General features: G+C 68.3%; 24 protein-coding genes. 10 read left to right on the forward strand and 14 right to left on the reverse strand.

The features are described 5' to 3' along the window. Positions 1 to 33 precede the first annotated feature (33 nt). The 7 genes from ACSHV8_RS23855 to ACSHV8_RS23885 form a co-directional block, all read right to left on the reverse strand. Positions 34 to 501: a TetR/AcrR family transcriptional regulator gene (locus tag ACSHV8_RS23855; RefSeq protein ID WP_436535977.1), complete on the reverse strand. Its 468-nt coding sequence runs from the start codon at positions 499 to 501 to the stop codon at positions 34 to 36. 14 nt (positions 502 to 515) lie between these two features. Then, a complete protein-coding gene (locus tag ACSHV8_RS23860) occupies positions 516 to 1352 on the reverse strand; it encodes an alpha/beta fold hydrolase (RefSeq protein WP_436535978.1) in 837 nt (278 codons plus the stop codon). A 141-nt stretch (positions 1353 to 1493) separates the two neighbouring features. After that, complete coding sequence (locus ACSHV8_RS23865) at positions 1494 to 2348, reverse strand: alpha/beta fold hydrolase (RefSeq protein ID WP_436535979.1); 855 nt, start codon at positions 2346 to 2348, stop codon at positions 1494 to 1496. A 173-nt stretch (positions 2349 to 2521) separates the two neighbouring features. Then, complete coding sequence (locus ACSHV8_RS23870; RefSeq protein WP_436535980.1) at positions 2522 to 4210, reverse strand: cytochrome c biogenesis protein CcdA; 1689 nt, start codon at positions 4208 to 4210, stop codon at positions 2522 to 2524. A gap of 109 nt (positions 4211 to 4319) precedes the next feature. Then, positions 4320 to 4622, reverse strand: a complete 303-nt coding sequence (locus ACSHV8_RS23875; protein ID WP_436535981.1) for a hypothetical protein — start codon at positions 4620 to 4622, stop codon at positions 4320 to 4322. Between the two features lie 99 nt (positions 4623 to 4721). After that, positions 4722 to 6149, reverse strand: coding sequence for a dihydrolipoyl dehydrogenase family protein (locus ACSHV8_RS23880; protein WP_436535982.1), 1428 nt, complete (start codon positions 6147 to 6149; stop codon positions 4722 to 4724). A gap of 40 nt (positions 6150 to 6189) precedes the next feature. Then, the gene (locus ACSHV8_RS23885; RefSeq protein WP_436535983.1) at positions 6190 to 6435 is read right to left on the reverse strand and encodes a hypothetical protein; all 246 of its coding nucleotides are present in this window, start codon (positions 6433 to 6435) and stop codon (positions 6190 to 6192) included. A 650-nt stretch (positions 6436 to 7085) separates the two neighbouring features. Here ACSHV8_RS23885 and ACSHV8_RS23890 point away from each other — a divergent pair. Next, a complete protein-coding gene (locus tag ACSHV8_RS23890) occupies positions 7086 to 7751 on the forward strand; it encodes a nucleotidyl transferase AbiEii/AbiGii toxin family protein (RefSeq protein WP_436535984.1) in 666 nt (221 codons plus the stop codon). A gap of 436 nt (positions 7752 to 8187) precedes the next feature. On the opposite strand, the gene ACSHV8_RS23895 is transcribed toward ACSHV8_RS23890, so the two are convergent. Next, on the reverse strand, positions 8188 to 8901 hold the full coding sequence (locus ACSHV8_RS23895; RefSeq protein WP_436535985.1) for an SDR family oxidoreductase: 714 nt from the start codon (positions 8899 to 8901) through the stop codon (positions 8188 to 8190). Between the two features lie 82 nt (positions 8902 to 8983). On the opposite strand from ACSHV8_RS23895, the gene ACSHV8_RS23900 reads away from it, so the two are divergent. Both ACSHV8_RS23900 and ACSHV8_RS23905 read left to right on the forward strand, forming a co-directional pair. Beyond that, a complete protein-coding gene (locus tag ACSHV8_RS23900) occupies positions 8984 to 9547 on the forward strand; it encodes a TetR/AcrR family transcriptional regulator (RefSeq protein WP_436535986.1) in 564 nt (187 codons plus the stop codon). A gap of 972 nt (positions 9548 to 10519) precedes the next feature. Then, positions 10520 to 10732, forward strand: coding sequence for a hypothetical protein (locus tag ACSHV8_RS23905; protein ID WP_436535987.1), 213 nt, complete (start codon positions 10520 to 10522; stop codon positions 10730 to 10732). 411 nt (positions 10733 to 11143) lie between these two features. Here the strand turns inward: ACSHV8_RS23905 and ACSHV8_RS23910 are convergent, their stop codons facing one another. After that, positions 11144 to 11542, reverse strand: a complete 399-nt coding sequence (locus ACSHV8_RS23910) for a DUF4279 domain-containing protein (RefSeq protein ID WP_436535988.1) — start codon at positions 11540 to 11542, stop codon at positions 11144 to 11146. A gap of 466 nt (positions 11543 to 12008) precedes the next feature. Further along, positions 12009 to 12572 carry a hypothetical protein gene (locus ACSHV8_RS23915; RefSeq protein ID WP_436535989.1) on the reverse strand — a complete coding sequence of 188 codons (564 nt, stop codon included), beginning with the start codon at positions 12570 to 12572 and terminating at the stop codon, positions 12009 to 12011. Between the two features lie 111 nt (positions 12573 to 12683). Here ACSHV8_RS23915 and ACSHV8_RS23920 point away from each other — a divergent pair, with 111 nt between their 5' ends. From ACSHV8_RS23920 to ACSHV8_RS23930, 3 genes are all read left to right on the forward strand, one after another. Then, the gene (locus ACSHV8_RS23920) at positions 12684 to 13310 is read left to right on the forward strand and encodes a TetR/AcrR family transcriptional regulator (RefSeq protein WP_436535990.1); all 627 of its coding nucleotides are present in this window, start codon (positions 12684 to 12686) and stop codon (positions 13308 to 13310) included. A gap of 322 nt (positions 13311 to 13632) precedes the next feature. Then, positions 13633 to 14253: a TetR/AcrR family transcriptional regulator gene (locus ACSHV8_RS23925; RefSeq protein ID WP_436535991.1), complete on the forward strand. Its 621-nt coding sequence runs from the start codon at positions 13633 to 13635 to the stop codon at positions 14251 to 14253. A gap of 158 nt (positions 14254 to 14411) precedes the next feature. Beyond that, on the forward strand, positions 14412 to 15590 hold the full coding sequence (locus tag ACSHV8_RS23930; RefSeq protein WP_436535992.1) for a lysylphosphatidylglycerol synthase transmembrane domain-containing protein: 1179 nt from the start codon (positions 14412 to 14414) through the stop codon (positions 15588 to 15590). A gap of 24 nt (positions 15591 to 15614) precedes the next feature. Here ACSHV8_RS23930 and ACSHV8_RS23935 read toward each other — a convergent pair whose 3' ends face one another. The 3 genes from ACSHV8_RS23935 to ACSHV8_RS23945 are packed head-to-tail and all read right to left on the reverse strand — an operon-like array spanning position 15615 to position 18973. Further along, positions 15615 to 17561 carry a methyl-accepting chemotaxis protein gene (locus tag ACSHV8_RS23935; protein ID WP_436535993.1) on the reverse strand — a complete coding sequence of 649 codons (1947 nt, stop codon included), beginning with the start codon at positions 17559 to 17561 and terminating at the stop codon, positions 15615 to 15617. Between the two features lie 42 nt (positions 17562 to 17603). Next, on the reverse strand, positions 17604 to 18245 hold the full coding sequence (locus tag ACSHV8_RS23940; protein WP_436535994.1) for a TetR/AcrR family transcriptional regulator: 642 nt from the start codon (positions 18243 to 18245) through the stop codon (positions 17604 to 17606). Positions 18246 to 18295: 50 nt separating this feature from the next. Next, the gene (locus ACSHV8_RS23945; RefSeq protein ID WP_436535995.1) at positions 18296 to 18973 is read right to left on the reverse strand and encodes an alpha-ketoglutarate-dependent dioxygenase AlkB; all 678 of its coding nucleotides are present in this window, start codon (positions 18971 to 18973) and stop codon (positions 18296 to 18298) included. Positions 18974 to 19193: 220 nt separating this feature from the next. Here ACSHV8_RS23945 and ACSHV8_RS23950 point away from each other — a divergent pair, with 220 nt between their 5' ends. Genes ACSHV8_RS23950 through ACSHV8_RS23965 form a run of 4 tightly spaced genes read left to right on the forward strand, consistent with a single transcriptional unit; the run spans position 19194 to position 21638 of the window. Next, positions 19194 to 19502 (forward strand): GNAT family N-acetyltransferase, encoded by a 309-nt coding sequence (locus ACSHV8_RS23950; protein ID WP_436535996.1) that lies wholly within the window; start codon positions 19194 to 19196, stop codon positions 19500 to 19502. A 6-nt stretch (positions 19503 to 19508) separates the two neighbouring features. After that, complete coding sequence (locus ACSHV8_RS23955) at positions 19509 to 20129, forward strand: TetR/AcrR family transcriptional regulator (RefSeq protein ID WP_436535997.1); 621 nt, start codon at positions 19509 to 19511, stop codon at positions 20127 to 20129. Continuing rightward, positions 20129 to 21217: a radical SAM protein gene (locus ACSHV8_RS23960; protein ID WP_436535998.1), complete on the forward strand. Its 1089-nt coding sequence runs from the start codon at positions 20129 to 20131 to the stop codon at positions 21215 to 21217. The genes ACSHV8_RS23955 and ACSHV8_RS23960 overlap by 1 nt, the downstream gene beginning before the upstream one ends. Before the next feature lie 22 nt (positions 21218 to 21239). After that, entirely contained in the window at positions 21240 to 21638 is a 399-nt protein-coding gene (locus ACSHV8_RS23965) for a Rid family hydrolase (protein ID WP_436535999.1), read from the forward strand. A gap of 363 nt (positions 21639 to 22001) precedes the next feature. On the opposite strand, the gene ACSHV8_RS23970 is transcribed toward ACSHV8_RS23965, so the two are convergent. Beyond that, entirely contained in the window at positions 22002 to 22382 is a 381-nt protein-coding gene (locus ACSHV8_RS23970; RefSeq protein WP_436536000.1) for a hypothetical protein, read from the reverse strand. Positions 22383 to 22473: the final 91 nt, after the last annotated feature.

Genomic DNA, 22473 nt, shown 5'->3' on the forward strand with positions numbered 1-22473 from the left:
TCCGGATCGCGGCCCGCCCGGCCCGGTCGAACCTCAGGCCGGGACCTCGGCGGCCGGCGGCTCGCCGCCGGTCGCCCGGGTGATCACGGCCGCGCCGACACAGCCGGCCATCACGGCCAGAAGGTCGTCCCGCCCGCCGGCATCGGTCCGGCTCAGGACCCTGGCGAGACCGGCCTTGAACGCCCGTCGCACGGAGGAGTCGCTCGGGGCGTGAAACGCGCTGACCGCGAATGCGGTGACCGGGCAGCCGGCGCACCGGACCACACCGCCGGTCACAAAGCAGTGGTCGGTGCGTTCGAGGGCGTCGTCGAAGGCGCGTTCGACAGCGGCGGCCACCAGTTCCTCTTTGGAAACGAAATGCCGGCCGAAGAAGCCGGGGGTCAGGCCCGCTTCCGCGGCGATCCGCTGCAGGCTGACACCGTCGATGCCGTGCTCGCCGAACAGCTTGGCCGCCACGCCGATCACCTGCCGGCGGTGCTGCTCGGCGACGGCTCGGGTCACCCGCGGCATCCCGGTCAGGCCGGTCGGGTCAGGTGCAGCGGGTGTTGACGCAGGAAGTCCAGGACGATGTCGAAGAACTCCTCGGAACGCTCGAACATCAGGGCGTGGCTGGATCCCGGTCCCGACAGGACTTCGATCCGGGCGCCCGTAATGGCCTCGGCCACGGCCTGTCCCTGCCGGACCGGTGTGAACAAGTCCTGTTCTCCGGCCACGACCAGGGCCGGGCTCACGATCGATGCGAGGCGTCCGAGCGTGTCGTGGCGCAGGTCGGCGTCGAACTGCTCGATCGTGGCGGTGATCTGGTCGTCGTTGCTCGGCAGGGTCGGGAGCACGCCGGAGACCACGTCCGGGAATGCCGGCGAGTTGATCAGCTCGGGTGAGAAGACGATGGCCATGGCGGCCAGGATCTCGTCCATGTTCCGGGTGTCCCACGTGTGCCGGATCGCGGTCAGCACACCACGCTGGAAGACGTCGACCGCCGCCCAGGTGGCATACAGCACCAGGGTCGCGACCCGTTCCGGATGAGCGATCGCCAGTTCCTGGGCGATCGCCGACCCGATGGACCAACCGAACACGTGGGCCCGGTCGATCCCGAGAGCATCCAGCAACGCGAGGCCGTCGATCGCCAGCTGCCCGGTGGAGATGACCCCGGCGCCGCGGGACGACTCACCCATGCCCCGGTTGTCGTAGGTGATGACGCGGTAGCCGTTGTCGCTCAGTGCCCGCGCTGCGGCGAGGTAGACCAGCCGGTTCTGGGCGCTGGGGCAGATCATGAGCACCGGCTCGGCGTCCTGCTCACCGAACACGTCGTACCCGACGGTGAGGTCGGCGCTGAGATCGATCGTGGGCATGGCTTTCGGGTCCCATCCGGGTTGAGTCAGCAGTGGAGACAGCACCCCGCGTCGCCGGGGCCGGCCGAGCCGGGGTGCAGCAATGGCCCGCGGGCAGAGCTCTCGGCCGGAGCCGATCGCTCTGCCCGCCGCACCGGTTGCTTACGCCGAGAGGAATGCGACGGTACGGGTGGCCGCGTCCTCGGCGTACTGGAAGATCGAGCCGTGCGAGGCGTCCTCGTACACGTGGATCTGTGCGGAAGGGATCAGAGCGGCCAGCAGGTAGCTGGCCTTGGTCGGGATCATGATGTCGTTGTCGCCCTGCAGGATCAGCACCGGCTGGGTGATGCGGTCGAGGCGCTGCACGGCCGACCAGTCCTGGACGCCCCAGTTCTCGACGGCGCGGTACTGCGCGTTCTTGGTCTCGATGGACGGCCAGGCGTCGCGGCCGTCCTGGCGGGCGAAGATGCGCCCGGCCGAGGCCTGTCCGGCCCCGAGGCTCTCGGGCGAGCCGGTGTAGAAGACGTGGATGTAGCCCTCAGGCTTGTTGTCGTCGATCACCACGCCCTCGATGACGTCCGGCGCCCAGCCCTCCATGCCCGGAGCACCCTTGGGGCCGGTGCCCGCCAGCACCAGCTTGTGCACGCGTTCCGGCGCGATGAGCGCGATCTCCTGGGCGACGAAACCGCCGAGCGAGAAGCCGAAGATGTCGACCTGCGCGAGCTCGAGAGCGTCGAGGAACGCGATGGCGTCGGCGGCCATCTCTTCGACGGTGTCGGGAGTCGTGCCGGTGGTGCCGCCGACCCCGACGTTGTCGAACAGGATCACCTCGCGATGCGCGGCGATGCCGTTGATCAGGGTCGGGTCCCAGTTGTCGACGTTGCCGCGGAAGTGCTGCAGGAACACCACGGGCAGGGCGCCGGAGGCCTCACCGAAGCGCCGGTAGGCGTAGGTGATGCCGTTGGCGGCGTCGACCTGGAAGAGGTCGGCCGAAGCCAGGTCGGCTTTCGCGGTCATGAAAATCTCCTTCAGTACGTGATGTGGCCGCCCTCCACCGGATCGGTCGGCGCCTCGGCGGCGGCCTCGATCCGGCTGGTCACGGCGTCCGGAACACACCATCGCAGCGCCGGAATCCGGTCACATCGCATAGCTGTGTGAGGTGTTATCGCCGGGCGGGTGAGCACTGACGCTCAGCCGAAGGTGAACGAGTAGGCGCTCAGGCCCGGGGACAGCGCCGCCGTCAGGGTGCCGACGCCGAGGCTCGGCCGGTGCAGGACGGTGTAGATGTTCGGGGCGCCGCCCACCGCGTACGTCCGCGTTTTGCCTTCGACGGTGACCGTCAGCGACCCGGCGCCGCTGAGATCCAGATAGATGTCGGCGGCCGTGTAGTTCAGGGTGATCACCGCATTCTTCTGCGCGGTGATCGACTCGTCGGTGACCGTCCACGTCCCGGCCATTCCGTACGAGTACGGCTCGTCGGCCAGCCCGTTCGGCAGCGTGTAGTCGGCCGTTCCCGGCCGCAACGGCGTCTTGCCCGAGTAGTACTGGGCCCGGGCCGCACCCAGATAGGTCTCGGCCGATTCGAATGAGGACGTCGGGGTCCGGTCGGGCACGTCGGTCGCCGCCGGCAGGGTCCCGTCCGGGTGCGCGCTGGTCAGCAGGTCGCGAATGAGCTGCTCGGTCTCCGGATACTGCCCCTCGCCGACCCCGACGTACCGGAGCCGGCCGGTGGTGTCGATCAGATAGTCGGCCGGCCACGACTGATTGTGGAATGCGTCCCAGGTCTTGAAATCGTTGTCCAGCGCGATCGGATACCGGATGCCGAGCCGTTGCGCGCCGGCGGCGACATTCCCGGCATCGTGCTCGAAGGCGTATTCCGGTGTGTGCACACCGACAACTTCAAAACCATTCTTCGCGTACGTCTGAGCCCACGCATTGACGTGAGGAATGGCGCGCTGGCAGTTGATGCAGGAGTACGCCCAGAAGTCGACCAGCACCACCTTGCCGGTCAGGTCGGCCGGCGCTCCCCCGGGTGTGTTGAGCCAGCCGTTGAGGCCGGTCAGTTGCGGGGCGGGGCCGCAGTCGCCCAGCTCCGGCGCCGCCTGACCGGCGAGTTGCTGGCAGGCGGCCAGCGCGGCCGGTGTCCGGTCACCGCCGCCGAGGGCTTTGGCCACCTCGCCGGCCTGGTTGATCCGGTTGTTGAGCGCGCTCGTGTAGTCCGGGATCGTGCGCTGGACCGCGTCGGTCACATTGAACGTCAGCGCCACGGCCAGGGCGACGACCACGCTGCCGGCGGCGATGCGGATGCCCCGCTGCCTCGTACGGAAAGCCCGCAGTCGATCGGTGATGCGCCATCCCGCCAACGCGAAGATCAACAACGGGATGGCCGTGCCGAGGGCGAACGCCAGGGTCAGGGCCAGGGTGGCCGGGCCGAACCGGCCGGTCGCCCCGGCCACGGTGATCGCGGCGAGCACCGGACCGGCGCACGGCACGTAGACGGCGCCCAGCGCCAGACCCAGCAGAAAACCGCCACGATCGCGGCCCGGGGCCTGCGGGGCGAGACGGGCGAACGGGCGTTCCAGCAGCGCCTCGAACCGCGGCACGATCATCCCGATGCCGAGCAGCGCCAGGATCACGATGCCGGCCCAGCGGATGATGTCCTGCGGCACCGGCAACGCCCGCAGCACCAGCGAACCGAGCACCGTGAAGACGCTGAAACTCAACGTCAGCCCGAGCACCACCATCAGCGGGCGGCGGCCGGTGGTCTCCCGGCCCCCGGCGCCGGCGGACAGGAAGATCACGGGCAGGACCGGAAGCACACACGGCGAGATCCCGGTGATCAGCCCTCCGACGAAGCCGATCAGGGTCAGAGTGATCATGGCTGCATTGTGCCCATCGTCAGCTGAGTGGCCGCTTACAAGATGCTTACGAACAGCGAACGGAGCCCGCGGAACTCCGGCCATGGAGTTTCGCGGGCCCCCGCGGTCATCACGCCTCGATGTCGGAGAACAGTCCCTTGAACGGCACCTGACTGCCCACGAGACCGCCGAAGACCTCACCGGCGGCCGGGGTCGCGACCGCAGCCGAAGCGTCGTCGTAGCTGTCGAAGTAGAGGTCGAGCGTCCGGTACGCCGGGGTGGCCGTGCCGTCCTCCTTCGGCCACACCTTGGCCGACTCAAGCCGGCGCAGGTTCGGAAACTTCTCAGCGGCGGCCTTGACGTCCGCGTAGATCTTCTCGAAGCCGTCCGCGTCGGCCGGGTTGTCGATGATCAGCGTGATCTTCGTGGGCATGACATTCTCCTTCGCAGTAACGAACGTTCTGTCCTGACCAACGATATGGCGACCGGGCCTCACGGTCAAGACCGAACGTTCTCTCTCTTTTTGGTCGGGTCAGCGCCCGTAGGTTTCCAGCAGCCGCAGCCAGACCTCGCTGATCGTGGGGAACGACGGGATCGCGTGCCATAGCCGATCCAGGGACACCTCGCCGACGATGGCGATGGTGGCGGCGTGGATGAGTTCGGCAACGTCCGGGCCGGCCAGGGTGAAACCGACGATCACCTTGCGGTCCTCGTCGACGACCATCCGGGCCCGGCCCTTGTAGCCCTCGGCGTGCAGGACAGCGCCGGAGACCCAGCCCAGGTCGTAGTCGACGACCCGGGTGTTCAGACCGGCCGCCTCCGCCGCGGCCGCGGTCAGCCCGACCGACGCGATCTCCGGCTCGGTGAACACCACCTGCGGCACAGCCCGCTCGTCCGCGGTCACCGCATACCGGCCCCAAGCACTGGTGTCGACCGGCTCGCCCTTGGCCCGCGCGGCGATCGCGTCCCCCAGCACCCGCGCCTGATACTTGCCCTGATGCGTCAGCAACACCCGCCGGTTCACGTCACCGGCCGCGTACAGCCAATCGTCGGCGCCGACCACGCGCAGGGCCTCGTCGACCACCAGCCAAGCGCCCGCGGTCAGCCCGATGCTGTCCAGACCGATGTCCTGCGTATTGGGCGTCCGGCCGACCGCCACGAGCACCTCGTCGGCCTCGATCCGCTCACCGTCGGCGGTCTCGACATGCACGGTCCCGTTGTCGTCACGACTGACCGAGACGGCCTCCGCTCCGGCGCCGGTCCGCACCACCGCCCCGGCCTCGCACAGCGACTCGACCACCATCTCGCCGGCGAACGGCTCGGCCGGCGGCAGCACCCCGTCACGGGCGAGCAGAGTCACCGACGAGCCGAGCGCGGTGAACGCGGTCGCCATCTCCGAGCCGACGACACCGGCGCCGATGACCACCAGGCGGGCCGGCACGTCCTTGGCCGAGGCGGCTTCCCGGCTCGTCCACGGGTTCGCTTCCCGCAGACCCGGAATGTTCGGGACCAGCGCGCTGCTGCCGGTCGCGACCACCACCGCGTGCCGGGCGGTCAGCGTGACCACGGTGCCGTCCACGTCGGTGACCTCGACGACCTTGGGCGCCTTGATCCGCCCCTGACCCCGATGCAGCGCGATCCCGGCCGACTCCAGCCAGGAGACCTGACCGTCGTCCTTCCAGTTCGACGAGAACGAGTCCCGCCGACCCAGCACCGCGGCCACGTCCAGCTCACCGGTCACCGCCTCACGAGAACCCGGCAGCTGACGAGCCGCTCGCAGGGCGGCCGAACTGCGCAGCAGCGCCTTCGTCGGCATGCACGCCCAGTACGAGCACTCACCACCGACCAGCTCCCGCTCCACGATCGCGACGGTCAGCCCGCCCTGCACCGCCCGGTCGGCCACGTTCTCCCCCACCGGGCCGGCACCGATCACGATGACGTCGTACGCCTGGGTTTCCATGTTGGTTTCCTTTCGAAGACAACGCTGAGGGAGGTGCCGGTCAGCGGATGCCGAGGTCCGCGGCTTCGATCAGGCGGGCCACCGCCTCGGGGCTCGCGACCGGCCGGGCGATAACCCCGGTCAAGCCGGAGACGCCGCGCACGATCACCACGGCCGGCTTGACCGGGGTCACCGTGCCGGAGGTGCCGACCGGCAGCGGAGTCGCGGAGGCCGGCAGCGCCAGGACGAGTCCAGCCACGACCGACGCGGCCGCGCCGACTGACAGCAGCGTTGTACCGACTGACATTCGACGAGGCACGAGACCATCACCCTTGATAGAACGAGCGTTCTGCCCCGCCAACGATCCGCCATCCCACGCAGGCCGTCAAGACCGAACGTTCTATTCCCCCGGTGGCGAAAGCCTCATGCTGCAGCCGGGTACCAAGGTCCGCTCACTACGATGGTCCGCCGCGCCCGGATCATCGAATGACCCGGCGGCTGCCTGCCTAGCGCGGACCACATGGCATCGAGGTCGGCGATAGGATTGACCGCAGATCCTGGCCGTCCGCCGGACACGCGAAGAGAGGACAAGGCTTTGGCTGAGGTTGCCGAGCCCAGGCCTAGCGCGCCGCGCGGGTCACGATACGCAGATCAGCGTCCGTATGTCGTCAGCGAGCGGCTTGAGGAGCTAATCGGGCCGACCACGGGGCAGGTCGTACTCAGCCGACGGCTCGACTGGTCCGGGCGTGCACGATACGACCTCGACAACCCCCGCCGGCTCGCGAGCATGTACGAGACCGTCCTGCGCGAGGCGACGACCGTCGAAGATCTCCAGCTTTGGCTTAACGGGCCGACACTCCTACGCCTTTGGGGTGGCCTGGTGCTTCCATCGCAGGTGAGACTCGCTTGGGAGGCGAAGCACGCGGTGCTTGCTGAAGCTAGCAGAGCAGCCGCGTAGTGCCTCACGAGGCGGAGCCGCTACACCTGGTGCTCGCCGAGATCGGTCTGCGGGCGGGCGGTCCGTTCGGCTTCGCCCTCGCCGGTGGGCATGCCGTCGCGGCGCACGGCATCATCGACAGGCCGAGTGAGGACGTCGACCTCTTTACCGACTGGCAACGACGCGCAGATTTTCCTACCGCCGTGGATGCGGTCATCTCTGCCTTCGAAAGCGAAGGATTCGCGGTCGCGGTCGATCTCCGCTTGGATACGTTTGCCCGTTTAAACGTCAGCCGGACCGCCGATCCGGATCAATTACATCGGGTCGAGCTCGTTGCCAACTGGCGCGCTCAGCCTCCTGTTCAGATGAAGATCGGTCCGGTCCTGCACCCCGATGACGTGATGGCGGGCAAGATGGACGCCCTTTACAACCGGGCCGCCGCGCGGGACTTCATCGACATCGATGCTGCGATAACTGGTGGCCGCTACACGCCGGAACAGCTCTGCATCCTGGCATCAGAGGCCGACGCTGGATTCGACAGGCAGTTCTTCGCTCAAATGCTTGGTGCGATCGGCCGCTTCGATGATCAGGACTTCATCGACTACGGACTCGAACCGGACCAGGTTTCGGCGATGCGTGGCCGATTCCGAGCCTGGCAAGCCGAGCTGAAATCCTTGCCGGGTTGACCAGGGGTCCTCTGATCCTTGCTCGGTCGCTACGAGCGGCAGTGGTCAGGCAATGGGGTTGAGGAACACGAATAGAGTGGCACGCGCGGGTGACGCCGAGGGTGCAAACGATCTGCTTGACAGCACAAGGAGCGTTTCGGAGGCGGTGCTCAAGAGCCAGCTTGGACCTACATCGGCTGATGGGCGGGGCCGAGCTCGGCCTCCTCGACGTCTGGTGTCGATAGGGTCCGCGGGCCGTCGGGTCGGGCCAACCCGACGGCGTCGCAGCAGCTGAGATCGTAAGTAAGAAGAGCGCCGGAGAACCGTCGCTTCGAACTGTCACGAGCTTCTCACAGAAGGAGCGCGGGGCAGTTCGTCGATCCCGACAATTGCTGTCCATTACCTTCGTCGATTGGCACAGCTTTTCGCTCGATCCACGGTGGCAGGGTGGACGGGCTCACGGCACGAAGGTGGCGAGCTGTTCGTCGAGCCAGGGGTAGAGCTCCTCGGCCGGGGTGTTCAGCCGCGACTTCAGGTAGCGGGTCTGATCGTCGGCGAGCACCTCGATCGAGCCGTTCGCGATCGCGTCGTAGGCCTGGGCGACCACGTCGGCCGGGCTGACCTTGGGCACGTCCCAGCGGGCCGACATCGGGGTGTCGATCATCCCGACCAGCAGGGCGACGACCTGGGTGCCCTGCGCGCGCAACTCGAAGCGCAGCGCGTTGGTCGCCGACCACATCGCCGCCTTGGACGCCGCGTACCCGGTCGGCACGTTGATCCAGGCCGCCGAGGACAGGATGTTGATCAGGGCGCCGCCGCCGTTGGCCGCGAGCACCGGGGTGAACGCCCGGGCGACGCGCAGGGTACCGAAGAAGTTCGTCTCGAACGTACGGCGCAGTTCCTCCTCGGGCCCGGAGATGGAGTCGCCGGCCGGCGCGATCGCCGCGTTGTTGATCAGCAGGTCGACGTCGGGCGCGGCCTGCGCGGCCCGGGCGGCGTCGTCGACGCTGGTCAGGTCGAGGGTCAGCGGCCGCACCCGGGGGTCGGCCCAGGACCGGGGCGTGCGGGCGGCGGCGTAGACCCGCGCCGCGCCACGGTTCAGGGCCTGCTGCACGAACTGCTCGCCGAGACCACCGTTGGCGCCGGTCACGAGCACGGTACGACCGTTCATCTAGACTCTCCTCAGTAAGTGGGGACTTCCCCCGGAAACCAATATGTGGGGACTGTCCCCGGATAGTCAAGGAGGAGTGTCCATGGCGACACGGCCGCTGCGGGCCGACGCCCAGCGCAACCGGGAGGCGATCCTCACCGCGGCCCGCGAGACCTTCGCGGCCGAGGGAGTACTCACCTCGCTCGACGGAATCGCCCTGCGCGCCGGGGTCGGCAACGCCACGCTCTACCGCAACTTCCCGACCCGCGACGACCTGCTCGCCGCGGTCATGGCCACCAGCATCGCGGACGCGTTGGCCGAGGCCGACACGCTGGCCGCGACGCTGTCCCCGCGGGCGGCGCTCACCGAGTGGCTCCAACGGCTCACCTGGCACCTGCGCATCTGGCACGACCTGCCGTACTGCCTGGCGACCGCCCACCAGGACACCGACTCGCCGATGAAACCGGCCTACGACCCGCTGCTGGCCCGGACCGGCACCCTGCTCGACGCGGCCAAGGCCTCCGGCGACGCCGCCGCGACGACCACCACCGACGAGGTGTACGAGCTGGTCCTGGCCCTGTCCTGGGCCGTCGACCGATTCCGCGACGACGAATCCACCGCCCGCCGCCGGGTAACCATGGCCACCGCCGGAATCTTCACGACGTGAGGCGCGCAGCGGCGGTCCCCTCCCAGCGATGATCGAGGGGGCGGGCGGTCAACCGGCCCAGCGTCCCTACCAGCTCCGGCACCGCGTCGAAGTGCGCCGCGCCGCGCGGACATCCAGGTCAACGAGGGGCCGAGCCGCCCGGCGACGCAATCGCCAAACGCCTCCGCGACCCATCGGACTAGCTGAGGTCGACAGTCGCACTCTCGGCAGTTCGCCGATGCCGCAGCGACCCGAGGCCGTGTGCAACTGGCTCGACCTCATGTCGCACCTCGGCACGAGCGTGCACTCCGGCCGGCCTGGCCGCCGATCACGTCGCGCAACCTCTTGGTGGCAAGCACTGTCGGCGCCAGATGATTGAGTTCTTCGCCGCCGGATCCTCCAGCTACTCGGCCAGGTCGACCCGCATGGCGAGACCCGCCTCGTCGCCAACAGATGCCGCAGCTCATCACCGAGGTGGACGCGCCGCTCGCCCAACCAACGACCGGCGTCGAGCACTGCGGGCCCATACGGCCTCGCACGATGGCCGGACGCTGCGGTCAGGAGCAGGGTGCACTGACCGCGATCCGGGACGCGAAACCTGCGATATGAGAGTTAAAACGATCATGCGTACGGCTTCATGAATTCCGGCAGGAGGAAGCCCAGTCGGGCTTTTTCCGCATTTTCTCGAGCAAGGATTCACTAAATCGGGGTGTTGTGCATCCTGCGAGCGGCCCGTTACAGTCCAAGACCTGGAGAGGAGGTACATCGTGCCGGTCTTTTACCGATCAACAATCGCCGTTTTCGCAAAATCAAGAGACGAGCAAATTGACCGCTCCCGCTCTATTGCAATGCGGCATGCTGTCGCCATCCGACGTGTGCCGCCCCTCTCTGCCCTGAAGGCCGAGGCCGCGTGTTTCCTACCCGTGGCATCCATCGCTTTCAGGGAGCTGGCTCCGGCCTAGATGTCGGCTCCCCTTAAATTAGGGAGCTGCTGTGCCATTACCGGCATGGATCATCGAGGTTATCAAGTCTTCGCCAACGGCGACTATTTATTTGGGTCTTGCCTGGCTGGGATACAAGTCGATCAGCAAAATCGTCGATTCGCCGCTTGCCATAGCGGTGCTCTTCAGCCTATTGGGCACCAAGGCGATTCGCGCCGATGCACGTAAAACCATGGAAATACTTCGAGAAAGAGGCGGTGGCTAGCGGCTCGCCGAACTTAATTCGGAAAGCTCTCACATCAGATTCGAGCAGCTCCGCGCCACCGAATCGCCTAAAACCGCCAACGGTCTTCGGGCGATTCGAGAGCCTCGCGCCGCCAGAGCCCCGGCAAAGTCGCGGTGATGTCCGATTCGGCCGCGACGGGAAGGTCAGCTGAATCGGTGCGGTCCGGCCACAACGAAGCCAGCGTCCGATCCACGGTGGTGGCGTCAGTGGGCCGGGCGCCGCTCAGCCGCGCTCGGCGACCATCTTCTCGATCCGCTCGAGTACCAGCTCCGGCTGGTCGTGGCGAATCTCGTGTGAGCTACCGACCGCCGTGGGCGCGAGTGGTCAGTTCGCGCCGGCCCGGCGGGCGCTCGTCGGCAGTTGAATGCCATGCTCAATGGGTCAGAAGTACTAATCAGGCAGGTAAGCATATTGATCGTGATCGACTGAAAGGTCGAGCCGAGCCAGTCGCTTCACGGTTTCCGCTGCATACGTGATGGCGGCGGTCGAGACGTCAATGCTCCCGTCCGCGGTGTCGCGGTTGCCGCTCATTTCGATGACGACCATGACTCCGGCCCGCATCCCCAGGTTTCCGCAAGCGTCGGCGATGCCGGCTCGGTGCGGTTCGATAACGTCCAGAAGCGCGGTGACGACGTCCTCGGTGAGATACGTCCGAACGCTCGCCAGCCCGAACTCCCAGTTGCTGAATCGTTGTCGTCCTGCTCGGCCCGGACGCAGGTCACCGCGTCGCCACGCTTCCGTCGGCTGCAGTCCCACCAGACGGGTGACGTCGCTCGGGTCGAACTCCATCAGCTCCAGTTCTTCGACGCTGTACGGCGGCCCACCGGTGTCAATATCTCTTGTGAGGTACAGGTACGCCCTCTGTATGCAGTCAGCGGACCGGCTGGTGGAAAGTTGGTTCCTGGGCATCGGGCCAGACAATAGGGCATGTCATACATCTGCGTCGCGCCGATGCGATCAGGATGGACGCCGGCCCTTTACGACGCACTCTCATCAAACACGTGAGCCGAGCGACGGGAAGGCGTCCTGACGCCGTACTGCAACTCTCCGTCACCACATGTTGAGCCGGTCCGGATGCCTCGGTGGTCCACCCGAGGCCGCCAGAACCGTACTGCGCGGCAGGAACGACTTCGTCCCGCCGCGCACCGCGACGGGACGAAGCGAGACTTCAGTGGCCGTGGGTCTCGGGCAGCCGCAGCCAGAGCGATGGGGCCGGCGTCGATCACGATGCCGTCGTACTCATAGGTGGTCTTGGTCAGTTGCCCTTCGCGGCGCGGCCGAGGCGGATGGCGGCGATGAGGAAGAAGATGGCGCCGGGGACGGCGTAGCCGGCCGCGTTGGTCAGTGCGGGGTTGTCGGCGGCGGCACCGGCGATGAACGAGCCACCGGCGAGCACCGAGATGCCGCCGCTGATGATCATCGGCCACTGGCCGCCCATCTTGCGGCGCGGGATGGCCACGACCAGCTGGACCAGCCCGGCGACGATCGCCCAGGCGCCCCACACCCGCAGCATCGCCGGGATGCCGGACGCGGCGGCGGCACCGAGGCCGATGGCGGTGAGCAGGCTGACCGCGATGTTGACGTAGAGCAGGGTCGGCGAGTTGGTGGTCCGCGACGAGCGCAGGTCGTAGATCGCGGCGCCGACGTCGAAGAGCGGGTAGAGCACGAACAGCGTCACCGTGAGCGGGTTGATCTCCTTCGCGGTCGTGGTGGCCACGATGGCCCACACGATGGCGAACGCGAAGCGGATGAAGTAGAGCCGACGCAGCGCGGACGCCGTCTGGGAGAGGCCGGACGAAGCAGCGGTGGTGGTGGTCACGGTGACCCCTTCGGTCGAAGTCTTGGGAGATCGAACGTTCTGTCACGACCAAGCATGGGGGCCGCCCGTCGACGTGTCAAGACGGAACGTTCTATCCGCTATGGTGAGGCCATGGTGAACAGCGAATCCGCAGGCCGGCCGTCCGAGGCCCGGGCCCGGCTACTCGATACGGCCGCCCGGATCTTCTACGCCGAAGGCATCCGCGCCGTCGGCATCGATCGCATCGTCGCCGAGGCGCAGGTCACCCGGGCCACCCTTTATCGGCACTTCCCCGGCAAGGAAGAGCTCGTCCTGGCGTATCTGAGCGATATCGACCAGTCCATCCGTGGGCAGACGGACGCCGCGCTGTCCGCCGGCCTCCCGCCCGCCGACACCATCCGGGCCATCGGCCGGTCCATCGCCGAGGGCATCCGGTCCCCCGGCTTCCGGGGCTGCGCGTTCCTCAACGCCGTCGCCGAGCATCCGGACCCCGGCTCGCCGGTGCACCGGGCCGTGCTGGCGCACCGCCGGTGGTTCCTGGACACCGTCACCGAACTGCTGGGCCGGATCCGCGAGTCGCCGGCCGGTCCGGCCGGGCGGCACCTTGTGATGATGCGCGACGGCGCCATGACCGCCGGCTGCCTGTTCGACCCGGAACTGGTCGGCGAGACCTTCCTGACCGGGGTCGACGAACTCCTGCAGGTCTACGCCACCACCGGCCGGACCGGCGAGGCTGCGCAGCCGCAGGCCGCCCCCTGAGCGGTCGAACGGCCCGGGCTCCGATCAGCGGACCAGCCGGGCACGCGGGTGCGGCGCGGAATCGACCCACGGGACAAATCCGCCGGCCGCCACTTCCCCGTCGGCTGCCGAACCACCTTCGGTGTGCTGACGACGTACCAAATTGTTGGTCTTGGATTCGCGGTCCTTGCCCTGGCTGTGCCGCTCAGGACCGGAGCAGTTGATCGACCACCCCGGCCTGCTCCCGGGCGGCGCCCTCAGCGTCACCCGCGTCTGAAAGGTGCGCTGATCCCTCGGTTACTCGCGCGTAGCAGAGTGAACGTTCTGTCGCTAGGATTGGCCGATGACGCGCGGCCAACTCGACATCCGTCCCTCCGAGGCCCGGACCCGGCTCCTCACCACCGCCTCCAAGATCTTCTACTCGGAGGGCATCCACTCCGTCGGCGTCGACCGCATCATCGCCGAGGCAAAGGTGACCCGGGCCACCTTCTACCGGCACTTCCCCGGCAAGGAAGACCTGATCCTGGCCTACCTGCGCGAGGTCCACCAGATGGATCGCAGCCAGGTCGAGGCGGCCATCGCCGCCGGCGGCCGGTCACCGGCCGAACTGCTGGTGGCCATCGCCGCCGCCCTCGCCGCCCGCATCCAGTCCCCCGGCTTCCGCGGCTGCGCCTTCCTCAACGCCGCGGCGGAATACCCGGACAAGAACCACCCCGTGCACCAGGAGATCATCGCCCACCGGCAGTGGTTCCTGGACACGCTCACCACGCTGATGGCGCAGGTCCACGAAGAGACCGCGGAACCGGCCGCCCGCCACTTCGTCATGCTCCGCGACGGGGCCATGGCGGCCGGCTGCCTCCACGACCCGGTGCTGGTGGCCGACACCTTCCTGCGCGGCATCGAGGGGCTTCTGCGGATCAACTCCGAGCGCAAGGCGGCCGAGTCCGCCCAGCCGACCGGCTGAATCCGCATCCGAGTTCAGGGACCGCCGGCGGCAACCTCAGCCGGTGGCGGTGGCGGTGGCGTGGAGCACACCCCTGAACAGGGAATATGCCTCTCCCCTCGGTTCTTGATCACCCTTGTACGGGCCGTGCCGGCCCGAGCGTGAGCCAGGAGCCGGACGTGACACAGACCATCGAACGCGACGCCGTCGCCGGCAAGATCGCCCCCGCCGAGACCGGCTTTACCGAGGCCACCCCCGCGCCCCGGCGCCGCCGCTGGATCCGGCCGGTCGCCGCCGGCGCCGTCCTGGTCCTGTTCGCGACCGAGATCATCATCGGCTGGTCGTCGCTCGCCGAGGCCCTGCACCACCTGCGGGCCCCGCGTCTGGGCTGGCTGGCCCTGGTCGTCGTGGCCGAACTGGCCGCGATGAGCGCCTACGCCCGCATGCAACGGCGGCTGCTGCACTCCGCGGGCGTGCCGTCCAGGTACCGCGACAACGCGCGGCTCGCCTACGCGGCCCACTCGCTGAACGAGACCCTGCCCGGCGGCCCGGCGTTCTCGACCCGGCTCAACTATCAGCAGATGCGGCGCTTCGGCGCCAGCCCGGCCATCGCCTCGTGGGCCATCGCCCTGTCCGGCATCCTGTCCGCCCTGGCCCTGGCCGCGGTCACCGCTGGCGCCACGCTCGCGTCCGGCGGTGCCACCTCGTGGGCCGACCTGGCGGCACTGCTGGCCGGCGTAGCGGTGATCACCCTCGGCGTACGGCACGTCGCCGCACACCCTGCGGTCGCCACCTCGCTGCTGCGCCGCCCGATCGCCGCCTACAACCGGCTGCGACGGCGCCCGGACACCGCGGGATACGACCGGGTGACCGGCTTCGTCGACCAGTTGCGAACCGCCCGGCTCAGCCCGGCGCACGGGCTCGCCGCCGCCGTCTTCGCCCTGTTCAACTGGCTTCTCGACGCGGTCGCCCTGTGGTTGTGCTTCTACGCCGTGGGCGAGGACTCCCCCGCTCCCACGGCCACCCTGCTGGCGTTCTGCGCCGCGATGGCGGCCGGATCGGTGACCATCGTCCCGGGCGGTCTCGGCATCATCGACAGCGCGTTGCTGCTCGGCCTGATGACCGGCGGCACGGCGCTGCCCGTGGCCATCTCCGTGGTCGTGCTCTACCGCGTGGTCAGCTTCGGTTTCATCATCGGCCTGGGCTGGTTCTTCTGGCTCCAGCTGCGCGTCTGCCCGGACCGCGCGGCTGCCCGGCGCCCCCGGAAGGCGTCTGGGTCGCGGGGCGGCCCGCGCACCAGTCACCGGCTGCTGGCCGTCTGCCCTGGCTCCGCCACCGGTGTTCGCAGCGACCGATAGCGCCACGACGGCCGAGCCGGTCTGTCAGTAGCGGAACGAGCCGACCAGGGTACGCAGGCGTTCGGACAGTTCGGCCAGCTGAGCGGCCGCCTGCTGGGTCTCGGTCGCGCTGGCCGTGGTGTTCTCGGCCGCTTCGGCGACCCCGGCGATGACCGCGGCGATCTCCCGGGAGCCCTGGGCCGCGTCCCCGACCGAGCGGCTCATCTCGTTGGTGGTCGCGGTCTGTTCCTCGACGGCCGAGGCGATCGTCGTCGAATATCCGCTGATCTGGGCGATGACCTCGGTGATCGCGCTGATCGCGGCGACCGCCTCGGCGGTGGCCGTCTTGATCGTGCCGATCCGGCCGCTGATGTCCTCGGTCGCGCGGGCGGTCTCCTGGGCCAGCTCCTTGACCTCGGAGGCGACCACCGCGAATCCTTTGCCGGCCTCTCCGGCGCGGGCCGACTCGATCGTCGCGTTCAGCGCCAGCAAATTCGTCTGCTCGGCGATCGAGGTGATCGCCTGCAGGACCGCGCCGATCTCGGCACTGGACTCGCCGAGGCGGGCCATGGTCGCGCCGGTGCGCTGCGCCGTCTCGACCGCCGACGCGGTGACCCGGGCGGCTTCGGACGCGTTCTCGGCGATCTCCCGGATCGACGCGCCCATCTGCCCGGCGCCGGCCGCGACCGTCTCGACGTTCGAGGAGACCCGCCCGGCCGAGTCGGTGACCACGACGGCTTGTTCGGCCGAGGTGCGCGCGCTGCCGGCCAGTCGCCCGGACACGTCGGTGATGGTGCCGCTGACCCCGCCCAACTCCTCGGCCGCGCCGGCGATGCCCCGGACGGTGCCGGCGACCTTGAGCACGAATCGGTTGAACGCGGCGCCGAGCTGCCCGACCTCGTGGTGCGGCGACTCGTCGACGCGCTGGGTGAGGTCGCCGTCGCCGTCGGCGATGTCGGCCATCCGGTCGCGCAGTGCCTTGATCGGCGCCACGATCGCCCGGCCGAGCAGCAGCGCTGCGATCGCGCTGAGCCCGATCGCAATCACCGCGAGCAGGATCGCCAGGTTCCGCAGCCGGTGCGCGGGCGCCAGCACCGTGGCGTCCGGGATCGTGACGACCAGGGCCCAGGTCGACTTCACGCCGATCGCGACCGGGACCGCGACCCGCAGCTGCGACGAGGTGACGGCCCGGGTGTCGGCGCCCAGCACCGCTTTGCCGGCCAGCGCGCCCAGCGCCCCGCCGAGCGGCTTGGTCAACTGGTCGGGCGTCCCGCCGGCGACCACGTTGCCGGCCGAACTGACCAGGGTCGCCGCACCGGTGCCGAACGGCTTCATCCCGCTGACGATGGTGCTCAGCGAGTCGAGGGTGATGTCGACGCCGGCCAGTCCGACGAACTTCCCGTTCCGCATGATCGGCATCTCGGCCGAGGTCATCAGGGTGTCCTTGCCGCCCACCTTGTAGGAGTACGGTTCCAGCACCATCTCCTGCCCGGTCTTCTTCGGCGTCTCGTACCAGGCGTTGGTCGTCGCGTCGTCGAGTCCGGCGAGAGGTTCCAGGCCCACCCTGCCCGACTCGGTGCGATGCCAGTAGGGGATGTACCGCCCGGTCTTGTCGGTCCCGGTGGTGTTGCGCAACCGGCTGTCGCGGGTGTCGAACGCGTTCGGCTCCCAGGCCGACCACACCGCCATGTATTCCGGGTGCGCCGTCAGCAGCGTCGACTGCACGCGATCGGCGACCGTCCGGGAGTGATCCTCGACCGCGATCGACTCCAGCGACGCGGCCAGGTCCCGCGCGGTGGTGAACGCGGTGTCGAACCGCCGCTCGATCTGCGCCGCGCTCTCCTCGGCCTGATGCTCGGCGTCGGCGAACGCCGCCGTCTTGAGGCTGCTGGAGGCGCCCACCACGAGAACCGTGACCAGCGCCGTAACCGAGACGATCAGCAGCACGGTCACGCTGAGCACGAGCCGGGAACGGATGGTCAACCGGTGCATGACCAACCATTCGGCACCCTTGCCGCACTCGTTAGCCGAGGGTCAGGACGGGTTGACGACGTACGACTTGATGTGGGCCAGGGCCATGTCCAGCGCGATCTCCATCGGCTTGACGTCGTGCGCGGCGTTGGCCAGCAGGTAGCCGCCCTGCAGGGCGGCCATCAGCCCGACGGCCAGGCCCTGCGGGTCGGCCTCGGGTCGCAGCGTGCCGCTGTCCTTCATCCGCTGCAGGCCGTCGCTGATCAGCTTCTCCCATGCGGCGAACGACTCGGACAGCATGGTCCGCGACGGCTCGTCCTGGTCGGACAGCTCGACGGCCATGTTGCCCAGGCCGCACCCGTACGCCCCGTTCTGCAGAGCGTTGGCCTGCACCAGCGCGTTGCGCCAGCGGACCAGACCGGAGAACGTGCGCAGCCGCTCCAGGCGGCCGTGCTCGCGCTCCAGCACCAGGGCGCCACGGAACTTGACCACCGCGCGGACCAGGGCGGTCTTGTCCTCGAAGTGGTGGTAGAACTGCGACTTGCTGGTCTGGCTGGCCTCGCGCACGTCGTCGAGGGTGGTCGCGTTGACCCCGCGGACGAACATCAGCTGGTTGGCCGCCTCGATGATCCGCTCGCGGGTCGCGATGCCGCGCTGGCTGATCCGCCGGGGCTTCGCGGGGCTCACCGTCTGTTCGTCGCTCACCCTTCGATCCTATACGTCCGGACGTACGGCCTTCCAGCCACAAACGGACTTCAGAGTCCTCTTTTCGGCTGTCTCCTCTGACCTGGGCCATCCCTTTGGACCATCTGTACCGTTGACGCACCGCTTCGTGAAGGCCTTCCGTCGAGGATGGGCGCGAAGTTGACGCTGATCCTCGGGCCGGCCGGCGTCTGCTGCTTGGGCACGCAGTGCCGCCAGTCGAGCTGGCTGCGGCCGCCCATGACGACGAGGTCGCCCGGCCCGACCCGCAGCGACGTGCTCGGACCGCCGTCGGCCGGCCGGATCAGGAATCGGCGGGTGGCGCCCAGGCTGAGCACGGGAACGACACTGATGTCCTGGACCTTGCCGATGAGGTCGCCGTGCCAGCCGGTCGAGTCCCGGTGGGTGCGGTACAGGTTCATCCACAGCTTGCGGTAGGTCGTCCCGTAGTGGTCCGAGAGCGCGTCCGCGATCTGCCGCAGCGCCGGCTGCGGTGCTTCGGCGATGTCGGGGAACTCCGCGGTCAGCCGGGGCTCGGTGAAACGGCGCCCGAACATGCTGCGATAGCGCTGCTCCCACGGCGCTGTTCGTTGCAGATGTTCCAGCAGGTCGTCGCTGTTGTGCAGCCAGCCCGGGACCTGCTCGATCCAGGACGTCCGATCCAGCTCGACCCGGGTGGCCCCGGCGAAGGAGGTGTCGAACTCGACGGTCTGCTCAGATTTTCCGGTCATCGCTGTCTCCTGTCGGGCGCTGCCGCACTCGCGGCGCATCACCTAACAACCACTTCCATGGACTGTTTAGTCCCACTCAGGGTGGACCAGGAGTGCCACAAATTCAAGCTGAAGATGCGTCATCGATGGCAAATGAAGGGTTGCCGAAGAAGCTTATTGGACTTTTTAGTCCCTACATGGCACAGTTGCGACATCGGCTCAACGCCTGACAGGAGGAACCGTGGAACCTTCGACGTTCCAGCTCACCGACGTGGTCATCAGCCACGACCCGGACAACCGCAAGTACGACGCCCTGCTCGACGGCGACGGAATCGGCATCGTCGTCTACGAGGTCTCTGCCGGGCACGTGGTCATCACCCACGCCGCGGTGAAGGAAAGCCACCGCGCCGGCGGCGTCGGAACCAAACTCATCACGTACGCGCTGGATCACATCCAGACGCTCGGCGCGCCGATCACCGTCCAGTGCCCGGTGGTGCGCGAGTTCATCGAGCACAACCCGAAGTACGCGCATCTGACCGCGCGCCCCTGAGAACCGGTGGACACCCCGGCCCGGCTCACCGCACGAGGTGTCGCCACCCGCGAACGCATCCTGCTGGCGGCCGCGCGGCTGATGTACGTCCGGGGCGTCGGCGCCACCCTGCTCGACGACGTACTGGCCACCAGCGGCACCAGCAAATCGCAGCTCTACCGGCACTTCCCCGACCGGCAGGCCCTTATCGAAGGCGTCGTCGACCTGCAGTGCGCGCAGATCCTGGCCCGCGAGCGGCTCGATCTCGCCCGGGTGCGCTCGTTCGCCGGGCTGCAACGCTGGGCGACCGCCCTGGTCGAGAACAACGCCCTGCAGAACGGAGCGTACGGCTGCGTCCTCGGGTCGATGACCTCGGAACTGGCCGGGCAAAGTGAACGGGCCCGGCTGACCATCAAGGCGACCTTCGACGAGTGGGTCGACCTCATCGAACGGGCCCTGGGCCGGCTACGGGACAACGACGAGCTCAGGCCCGACGCCGACACCCCGAACATCGCCATCGGGTTGATGGCCGCACTACAGGGCGGGTACGTCCTGGCCCGCACCGCCCACACGATCACCCCGATGCGCACGGCCCTCGACCTCGCGCTCGGGCACGTCCACCAACACCTGCGGAGTACGACGACGTGATGGACACGGCCATCAACGATGCCGAGGCCCGCCACCAGCAGCGGCTCAGCGACATGCGCTGGGCCGGCCAGCGCGTCGACGCGGTGGCGCCCGACGCGCTTCCCGGGCTCGCCCGCATGAACAACCTGGTTCGCAGTGTCCGTACGCCGGAATTCGAGAACGTCACCTTCCACGAGGTGCTGACCAAGAGCGCACTGAACCACGTGCCGCCGACCAGCCGGATGCTGCCCGGCGAGTGGACGATGAACCCGTACCGCGGATGCACCCACGCCTGCGTCTACTGCTTCGCCCGCCCCACCCACGAACGGCTCGGGCTGAACATGGCGGCCGACTTCGAGAATCAGCTCATCGTCAAGGTGAACATGCCGGACGTCCTCAAACGGGAACTGGCCGGCAAACGCACGCTTCCCCCGCGAGTCGCTTTCGGTACGAACACCGACCCGTACCAGCGTGCCGAAGGCCGCTACCAGCTGATGCCGCCGATCATCGACGCGCTGGCCGGGGCCGGGATCCCGTTCTCGATCCTGACCAAGGGCGCTGTGATCCGCCGCGACCTCGACCGGCTCGCCACCGCCGCGAAACGGGTGAACGTGGAACTCGGAACGTCGATCCCGTTCCTCGACGAAACCCTGCAACGGGAGCTGGAGCCGGGCGCCCCGTCCACCGTGGCCCGGCTGGCCACCCTCCGCGCGATGCGCGACGCCGGCTTCGCACCGACCGTCTTCGTCGCCCCGATCCTGCCCGGGCTCACCGACAGCACCGAGCAGATCGACCAGCTCATCGGCACTCTGGCCGCCGCCGGGGCCGCCCATGTGCTCCCGACCGTGCTCTACCTGATGAGCGGGGTCAAGGAGCTCTTCTTCGGCTGGCTCCGGCAGGCCCACCCCGAGCTCGTCCCCACCTACGCGGACCTCTACGCCCACGGGTCGGAGGTGCCGCGGCCCTACCGGGACGTCGTGCGGGCCCGGGTCAACCAGGCGCTGCGCCGGCACGGACTGCCGATCCCGGGCACGGGCACCGAGGACAAATTCGCGCTGCTCGGCAACCGGTCGGCGCCGCCACCACCGCTTGAGCAGACCCTGTTCTGAATCCGGCCAACCTGGAGTTGCCATGAACGACGTTCCTGAACCCGTATTCACCGGAGTGGCCGGGCACATCGGTACCTACGCCGACGCGGTCGTCGTCCCGGCCGGCTACGAGAGCATCCTCGTCTCCGGCACGCCCGGCCTCAAGGACGACGGATCCGTGCCGGCCGACTTCGCCGAGGAAGCGTCCCTGGCCTGGGGCAATGTTCGCCGGGCCCTGCAGGCCAAAGGCTTCGACCTCGACGACGTCGTCAGCGTGCGGCAGTGGCTGACCGGCGCTGCCGACATCCCCACCTACATCAAGATCCGGGCCGCGACGGTACGGCATTCACCGGCATTCATGCTCGGCGTCGTCACCCAGCTCGTGTGGCCGCAGTTGCGCGTGGAGATCGAAGTAACCGCCGTCCGCAAGCCGCGAGCCTGAATCCAACCATCGGCAGCGCAGCGCCCCGGCCCGATGGGGCCGGGGCGCTGACTAGACCATCGCGGAGCACTCCGGTGAGAGGGGCCGGCCGGGATGCAGGACCTGATCGACTAGAACAGATGGGACGACGCGCTCGCACGTGCTGATGTCCGTGACTTCGCTGTTCGCCGACTCGGGCATCCGGACGCGGTCCTGGTCATCGACGAGTCGCTCCACAAGGCACCTGCCGCCACTTCACCAAAGACCGCCTCCGTCACTGACGCCCGCTGCAGAGCCTGACCAGCGCCGAAACCGTCCTCCTACTACGCGCCCCCGATGAGCCGCCCGGTGCGGATGACCCGGGCCGGACGGCTGATGCTCTGCCTATCGCCATTGTGTGACATTTCGGAGTTCCCCTGTTTCGAGATCCGGATCCCCCCACCAGTCACCGACTTCAGTCTTGAAAACAGTCACCAGGACACCTTCGCTCGGATAGATGGCGTAGAAGCCCCGATTCCAGGTGGGCTCACTGACCACTTGTGGCGGTCTCATCCGTAGGCGTTCCTGTCCATCCAGGTTGAGAACCGCGAGGTTGTCCAGGCGTCCGTCGATGATCGGCTCGAGCACGAGGATGCTGGCCGGCTGAGGCCAATAGAGGACATCCTCCGGTGGCCTCTCGAGCGTCTTGACGACGATTTTTCCGTCATGGGGCCAGCGAATCGTGGTGGACTCCGCTGACCATTCAATATGAGGTTCTGAAGGCATTACCACCCTCCGATCGCGGCTCGACCTGATCAGGTATCGTTGCCGTTCGCGTCGGCCTGCCGCAGCTCATCCAATCGCCTTGCACCATTTT

It is taken from the genome of Actinoplanes sp. HUAS TT8 (assembly GCF_051380535.1).
Taxonomy (GTDB): Bacteria; Actinomycetota; Actinomycetes; order Mycobacteriales; family Micromonosporaceae; genus Actinoplanes.